This is a genomic window from Streptomyces rhizosphaerihabitans (assembly GCF_025399795.1).
Classification (GTDB): Bacteria; Actinomycetota; Actinomycetes; order Streptomycetales; family Streptomycetaceae; genus Streptomyces; species Streptomyces rhizosphaerihabitans.
Genome location: NZ_JAODTZ010000114.1, coordinates 1 through 7,189 on the forward strand (window position 1 = coordinate 1; position 7,189 = coordinate 7,189).

Below are 7,189 nucleotides of genomic sequence, written 5' to 3' on the forward strand. Positions count from 1 at the left end.
ACCACCCCTCCGCGGGAACCGCATGTGCGGTTTGTTATGCTCGCTGATCCGGGGCGGGACCTCCCCGGGACCTGTCCCTGGGGAGGTATCCGGCATGGCGATGGCGACCGTCCCGGCGCCGGCGAGGCCGGGGCCCGCCGGCGTGCGCGGGCGTGCTGCGGGGCGGGGGCCGTGCGCTCGGGTGCGGACCCGGGAGCCGGCCGGGGACCCGGCCGGCCGGCCTCAGTCAGGAGAACCGTCATGGTGAAGCAGGAGCGTGCCGCGCGCACGCGCGGTGCCCTGGTGCGGGCGGCGGCCGAGGTGTTCGCGCACGACGGTTTCGTCCTGGCGTCGCTCACCTCCATCAGCCGGCGGGCCGGGGTGAGCAACGGCGCGCTGCATTTCCACTTCGAGAGCAAGCAGGCCCTGGCCCGTGCGGTGCAGGACGAGGCGGTGGCCGCCGTGCGGGCGCTCGCCCCGCGGGCGGGGGGCGGCGCGGCGGAGCCGCTGCAGCGGCTCGTCGACGCCACCCACGCCCTGATGGGGCGGCTGGACGGGGACGTCGTGGTCCGGGCCGGTTTCGTGCTGGGCAACGGCTCGCCGCGCCGGGACGGCGCCGTGGACCTGCGCGGGCAGTGGCAGGGCTGGGTCGAGGAGGTGCTCAAGGACGCCGAGCGTGAGGGCGCCCTGGCCGAGGGCGTGTCCGCGGCCGAGGCCTCGGTCGCGGTGGTGGCGGCGACGGTCGGTTTCGAGCAGCTCGGCGCGCACGACCGCACCTGGATGGCGGCGGCCACCCTCGTGCAGTTCTGGGACCTGCTGCTGCCCCGGCTGGCGTCGGCCGACGTCCTGGGGCGGCTGCTGCCCGGCGGGACACCGGCCGGCGCACCCGGCCGGACGTGAACAGCGCGAACGGTCTGTTCCCGGTCCGTCCGGGTGCGTGCACACCCGGTTCCGGGCCGGGAGACTCCCGGCCCCCGCCCCCGCGCGGAGCGCCCGCCTCCCCGGTCCGGAACCGGGCGTTTCGCCGTTCTCCCAGGCCGGGGCGTTCCGCCCGCGCTCGAGCGGCGGCCGGACCCCCGTAAAATAAAACAGCCCGGACGGTTTGATGTTGACAAACCATCCGTGCTGTTTTTTACTGGCGGTGCCGGACACGGTGACGGAGCAGGGGGAGACAGCGTGGACATCGACGTACTGGGTGCGCTGGACGTCAGGGAGAACGAGGTCTCGATCGCCCCGACCGCACCGAAGCCCCGGCAGGTCCTGGCCCTCCTGGCACTGCGGGCCGGCCAGGTCGTCCCGGTGGGGGTGCTGGCCGAGGAGCTGTGGGGGAGCAAACCCCCGCGCAGCGCCCGCGCCACCCTGCAGACCTACATCCTGCAGCTGCGCGAACTCATCACCGCCGCCCTGGACCACGGCGCCGCGGACGGCACCGGAACCCGCGCCGCGGACGCTGCCGGGCACGGCGCCGGTGCTGCCGGGCACGGCGCCGGTGGCGGTGCCGGGGACCGGGCCGGTGGCGGGCAGCGGCGGCTGGCCAAGGACGTGCTGCTGACCGTCCCGGGCGGCTATCTGCTCAAGAACGGCGACGGCACCAGTGACGTGCGCAAGTTCGAGCGTCTTGCCGGTTTCGGGTACCGGGCCATGGACGCCGAGGACTATCCGCAGGCGGCCCGTCTGCTGCGCCAGGCGCTCGGGCTGTGGACCGGCCCCGCGCTGGCCGACGTCCAGGCCGGCCCCCAGCTGCAGACCGAGGTCAAGCGGCTGGAGGAGAGCCGGCTGTGCGCGCTGGACCAGCGGGTCGAGGCGGACCTGCGGCTCGGCCGGCACCGTGAGCTGCTCGCCGAGCTGACCGTGCTGGTCAACCGCTACCCCACCCACGAGAGCCTGTGCGGCCAGTACATGCTCGCGCTGTACCGCTCCGGGCGCCGCGGCGAGGCGCTGGACGCCTACCAGCGGCTGCGCGCCACCCTGGTGCGCACCATGGGCCTGGAGCCGTCCTCCCCGCTCGCCAAGCTGCAGCGCTCCATCCTGATGTCCGGCTCCGACAGCCTCCCGGCCCATCCCGCGGCCGGTGCGTCCGCGGCCCCGGTGGGCTGACGCCACCCGGCCCGGCCCCGGCCCCCGGCGGACCGGAGCCGCCCGGCCCGGCCCCGGTCCCTGGCGGACCGGAGCCGTCCGGTCCGGCGGCGGCCCCTGGCGGGTGGGAGCCGGTGGGCGGGAGCCGTCCGGTCCGGCGTCTGCTGCAGCGGCACTCGAGCACCGCTCAGGTTTCGCCGTGCAGCGTTGATCACACCTGGAGGAGGGGGCGTGCATGCCGTCGCAGCGAGGGCACTGCGCCCAGGAGTCGGCCTCGGTCGCGGCGCCCGCCGGCGTCGTCTACGGCCTGCTCGCCGACGCCCCGCGCTGGCCGGTCCTGCTGCCCGGCATCGTGCATGCCGAACGCATCGACTTCGACGGCGCCCGGGAGAGCCTGCGGCTGTGGCAGCTGCGGCACGGCCAGGTGCACGGTGTGCTCGCCCGCCGCGTGCTGCTGCCGTCCGGGCGCCGGATCGAGTTCGAACTGCAGGACGCCGTGCTGCCCGGCGCGCCGGTGTCCGGCAGCTGGAGCGTGGCACCCGACGGCGCCGGTTGCTGCCTGCTGACCCTGCGCCAGGAACACCCCGCCGGCACCGGCGGGCCGCCCGGCGCGCTGGACGCGCAGGTACGGGCCGAGCTCTCGGCCGTGCGCGCGGCGGCCGAGCGCTGGGAGCGGCTGGACGAACTGCTGCTGTCCTTCGAGGACAGCGTGTACGTCAACGGCGCCCCGGAAGTCGTCTACGACTTCCTCTACCGCATCGGCGACTGGGCCGAACTGGTCCCCCACGTCGAGCGGGCCGAGGTCACCGAGGACCGGCCGGGCGTGCAGACCACCGTCCTGCACACCTGCGCCCCCGGCACGGGGCGGCCACTGGTGTCCGAGGGCGTGCGGCTGTGCTTCCCGGCCGCGGGCCGGATCGTGCACAAGGAGACGGTGAGCCCCGACCCCCTCGCCGCGCACTGCACCGAGTGGTCCCTGGAGCCCGACGCGAGCGGGGTGCGGGTCGTCTGCGCCCACCACGTGATGCTCCGGCAGAACACGGTGGAAGCCGTCCTGGGCAAGGGTGCTCTGCTCGTGGACGCCCGCCGGCACGTGCGCCAGTGGCTGGGCCGCTCCAGCACCGAGACCCTCGACCTGGCGCGCTGGCACGCCGAGAGCGCCGTACGCCGGCTGCGATGAACCGGCCGCGGAGCGATTGCGCGGCAACCGGTACCACGACGACGAGGAGATCGCCGATGGCCCCGACCCGGCCAGCCCCGCGCGCCGGGCAGCCCACCACAACCCGGCCCACCACAACCCGGCCCACCGCGACCGGGACTCCCGCGACCGGGACTCCCGCGACCGGGACTCCCGCGACCGGGACTCCCGCGACCGGGACTCCCGCGACCGGGACTCCCGGGCCCGCGGAGGGCGCGGCGCAGTACGCGGCGCAGTACTGGCCCGCGGAGCAGTACGCGGTGTGCCTGGAGGTGCTGCTCGGCGATCCCCGGGACCGCGGCAACCCCTACGGCCGCTTCGCCCTGTGGACCGCCGGGCACGACGCTCTGCCTCCCCCGCCCCCCGGCCTGCCCGCCGCCGGGCAGGGCCGGCCGGCGCTGCCCACCGGCCAGCTCGCCCGCGCCCTGCGCCCGCTGCTGCGCCGGGACCTCGCCCTGGCCCATGCCTGGAGCATCCGCCCGCTGCTGAGCGCACCGCTGCCGCACCCGGCGGCCGAGCTGCTCGGGCCGGCGGCGCTCCTCGCATCGGCGGGCGGCGTCCTGCGCGGCACCGCCCGCATAGTGGACGGCCTGAGCAGGCACGAACCCGCTGCCAGGCAGTGGCGGCCGGTCCTGGCCGCGGTCTTCGCGGACCTGCTGGCCTGCGAGGCCCTGACGGCCATGGCCCTGCGGTCCTGCCCGGACCCGGCCGCCCCGGACCCGGCTGGGGCCCTGGGCCTGGACCCGGACGCGGACGCAGACCCTGCCCTGAGCGCGGACCCGGCTGCGGCCCTGGGGGCGGGCCTGGACCTGGGCGCGGATGCAGACCCTGCTCTGGGCGTGGGCGTGGGCGTGGGCGTGGGCGTGGGTACGGACCTGGACCTGGACCTGGGTGCGGACCTGGGTGCGGTCCCGAACCCGGTCACGGGTGCGGGTGTGGGTACGCTCCCCGGCCCGGGCGTGGGTGTGGGCGGGCCCGGATCGCAGGGACCGTGTCTGCCGTGTTCGCCGCGGCGGGCCGGGGAGCTGCTCGCCGCTGTGGTGGGCTACCTCGTGCCGCAGCTGGTCGGTGAGCTGCTGGGCGATCTCGAACTGGTGCTGAACGAGTGCGGTTTCGGCGGCGACAGCCTCGAACGGCGCATGCTGGACAAGCTTTCGGGGGACCGGGTGTTCGCCCGGGTCGACTGGAGGGCCGCCGGTGCTGCCCAGGCCCGCATCGTGCGCGGGCTGAACGCGGCGGGCGGCTCGTGGCCGGGCGGGGACACGGAATACGCGGCGCTGTTCCGGGTCGCCGAGCCGGCCGTCTCGGTGGCACCGGGCACCGAGGGCCTGCGGGATGTCGCGGCGGCGCCGCCCGGTGCCACCGGCGGGCTCGCCGGTGCCGGCGGACCCGGCACCGTGGCGCTCGCCCGTCTCGGCCGCAGGCTGGTCACCGAGCAGCGGGCGCTGCATACCGCGTGCGCGGCCACCGTCGTGCACGACCCCGCCGACCCGGCGGCGCGTGCCCTGGCGGACCGTCAGGCCCTGCTGGTGCTGGCCGCCGTCGTGCTGGGCGTGCGGGAAGCGGCGGCCGGGGCGGGACTGCCGCCCTACCTCGGCACGGCCGGCTGGGCGCTGCTGGCACTCAAACGGATCACCGGACGGCTCGCGCTGGCGTCGTCCGGGCACATGCCCGACCCGCAGCGGGGCGTGTGGGACGAACTGGCGCGCCGCGCGGCCGGCGGCGTGGACTGCGACCTGTACGCGACGAGGCTGCCGTGGTGAGCGCAACCGGCGCACCGGGTACGCCCGGCGCAACCAGTGCAACCAGTGCAACCGGCACGCCCGGTACGCCCGGTGCGCCAGGCGCAACCGGTACGACCAGTACGCCTGGCATGCCTGGCGCGACCGGCGTATCCGGTGCGGGGTGCGGGTCCCTGGCGGCGGTGCCGGTTTTGCCGCCGTGCCATGTTCCCGGGCCGGACGGGCCGTGGGAGGAGGTCCAGGAGCGGATCGAGCGGACGGGCCGGGCGGTGGTGCACGCCACCTGGGGCCAGTGGCTGACAGCGGCCCTGCTCGATCCCGGGCTGCGTGATCTGCTCGGCCGTGACTGGCCCCGCTACCGGCAGCATCCGGCCCCGGCCGGCCGGCTGAGCCTGGCCGTCTCCCGGGTGGTGCTCAAGCACACGGCCGCCGCGGCTCTCCAGGTCCGGGCCGGCCGGCTCGACCTCGCCCATCTGCCGGGCGGCCGGCCCGTGCTGCGCGGGCTCGGCGCGGACCTGCAGGTGAGCCTCGCCCATACCGACGAGCTGATCGTGGTCGGTGTCAGCCGCGCCGGGCCCATCGGCGTGGACGCCGAGCCCGCCGGCCGCCGGGTCTCCTTCGAGGCGCTGCGTGAGCACGTGTGCACCGCCGAGGAGGCCGAACTGCTCGCGGCCCTGCCCGAACAGGAACGCACCGACCGCCTCCTGCGGCTGTGGACGCTGAAGGAGGCGTACACCAAGGCGCTCGGGCACGGCATGCGGCGCCGGTTCTCGGCGGTCGGCTTCGGGTGGGACGCGGCGGGACGCCCCCGGCTCGCCGGGGACACGGCCGGGCAGTGGGCCTTTGCCACCCACCTCGTCGAGGGGCGCTACCTGGTCAGCCAGGCCCACCGCCAAGACCCCGCGCCGGCGGCCCCCGGCGGGACACCGGACCCGGCACCCGCGGACGCACCGCCGCCCCCGCCCCCGGTGCCCCGGCCCCTGGCGCAGCCGCCGCAGAGCACACGTGTCAACGCCCCCTGGGAGCGGCGGGGTCCCGGACGGCAGTGAGCGGGCGCGTCGGGCGGGGGCGTTCGGCCGCGGCCGGCCGCCCCCCGTGCAGAAACGATTCGGAAAGGAGGTCGGGGTGCCGGACACGGCCGCTGCGGCACAAGCGTCCGCCGCCCCGGGGAGCGGATGAGGAGTCATCACCGGCACGCGGGCGCCGTCCTGGCCGTGGTGCACGAACCGCCCGGCCCCCGGGCCCGCTCGCCGCTCGTCTTCGAGCTGTGCGGACTCGCCCGCACGGATGCCGAGGCCCTCGCCGCCCGCGTCGCCGAGCATCACCGGGGATACGACGTCGAACTGACCGACGCCGGACCGGACGGTGCCGGACCGGACGGTGCCGTGCCGGACGGTGCCGTGCCGGACGGATCCGGACGGGACGGCTTCGTGCCGGACGACGTGGCGGACGGCGGGCCGGGCCGCTATCTCCTGCGGCTCACCCCGGGCGGTCCGTCCGTACCGGGTGGGCCACCCGTGCTGAGTGACCCGCCTGCACCGGGTGGGCCGCTCACCGACGATCTGCTGGCCGATCTGCTGGCGCCGCTCGCGGCGTCCGCCGTTGCGGTGAGCGGGCACCAGCGGGAGCTGCTCGCTGCGGCGGTGGACGCCCAGGGTGGTCCCCGCCGGTACGTGGAGCAGATCTTCTGGGACTGGACGGGGCCGCTGGACCTGGGCCGGTTCACCGCCGCCTGGCAGTCCGTCGCCGAGCGGGAGGCGGTGCTGCGGGCGTCCTTCGACTGGGCCGGCGCCGCCCGCCTGGTGCTCCACGACCGGGCGGCCGTGGAGGTCGTCCGTCATGCGCACGCCGGTACCGGCTGGAGCGAACTGCTGCGGCAGGACCGGGCCCGCGGCTTCGAGTTGTACCGGCCGGGTCTGCTGCGGGTGTCCCTGTCCGACACGCCGCAGCCGGCCGACGCCGACGCCGACGCCGACGCGGGCACGGGCGTCGGCGGGTCGGACGGGGACACCACCCGTCTGCTGGTGACCTACCACCGGGCTCTGCTCGACGAGCGCGGGGCACGTCTGCTGGTGCGGCAGTTCTACCGTTCCTACCTCGCCGGCGGCGTGCTGCCCGGCGGCGACCGGCGGCCCGACATCCGGGACCACGCCCAGTGGCTGACCCGCCAGGACGTGGCCGGGGCCCGGGAGTT

General features: G+C 76.5%; 5 protein-coding genes and 1 pseudogene. All 6 read left to right on the forward strand.

Going from position 1 to position 7,189, the window contains the following annotated elements:
- The first annotated feature begins 240 nt into the window (after nucleotides 1–240).
- Nucleotides 241–879, forward strand: coding sequence for a ScbR family autoregulator-binding transcription factor (locus N4G66_RS44535; RefSeq protein WP_261710045.1), 639 nt, complete (start codon nucleotides 241–243; stop codon nucleotides 877–879).
- Between the two features lie 276 nt (nucleotides 880–1,155).
- Complete coding sequence (locus N4G66_RS44540; protein ID WP_261710046.1) at nucleotides 1,156–2,076, forward strand: AfsR/SARP family transcriptional regulator; 921 nt, start codon at nucleotides 1,156–1,158, stop codon at nucleotides 2,074–2,076.
- 214 nt (nucleotides 2,077–2,290) lie between these two features.
- Entirely contained in the window at nucleotides 2,291–3,235 is a 945-nt protein-coding gene (locus tag N4G66_RS44545; protein ID WP_261710047.1) for an aromatase/cyclase, read from the forward strand.
- A 56-nt stretch (nucleotides 3,236–3,291) separates the two neighbouring features.
- Nucleotides 3,292–5,016 (forward strand): hypothetical protein, encoded by a 1,725-nt coding sequence (locus tag N4G66_RS44550; RefSeq protein WP_261710048.1) that lies wholly within the window; start codon nucleotides 3,292–3,294, stop codon nucleotides 5,014–5,016.
- A 161-nt stretch (nucleotides 5,017–5,177) separates the two neighbouring features.
- A complete protein-coding gene (locus N4G66_RS44555; RefSeq protein WP_261710049.1) occupies nucleotides 5,178–6,044 on the forward strand; it encodes a 4'-phosphopantetheinyl transferase family protein in 867 nt (288 codons plus the stop codon).
- Between the two features lie 126 nt (nucleotides 6,045–6,170).
- Nucleotides 6,171–7,189, forward strand: a pseudogene (locus N4G66_RS44560) (hypothetical protein); the annotation flags it as partial.

What these genes read in the sequence shown, in the direction of transcription:
- N4G66_RS44535 (WP_261710045.1), top strand. Translation starts at nt 241, where the DNA reads ATGGTGAAGCAGGAGCGTGCCGCGCGCACGCGCGGTGCCCTGGTGCGG.
- N4G66_RS44545 (WP_261710047.1), top strand. Translation starts at nt 2,291, where the DNA reads ATGCCGTCGCAGCGAGGGCACTGCGCCCAGGAGTCGGCCTCGGTCGCG.
- N4G66_RS44550 (WP_261710048.1), top strand. Translation starts at nt 3,292, where the DNA reads ATGGCCCCGACCCGGCCAGCCCCGCGCGCCGGGCAGCCCACCACAACC.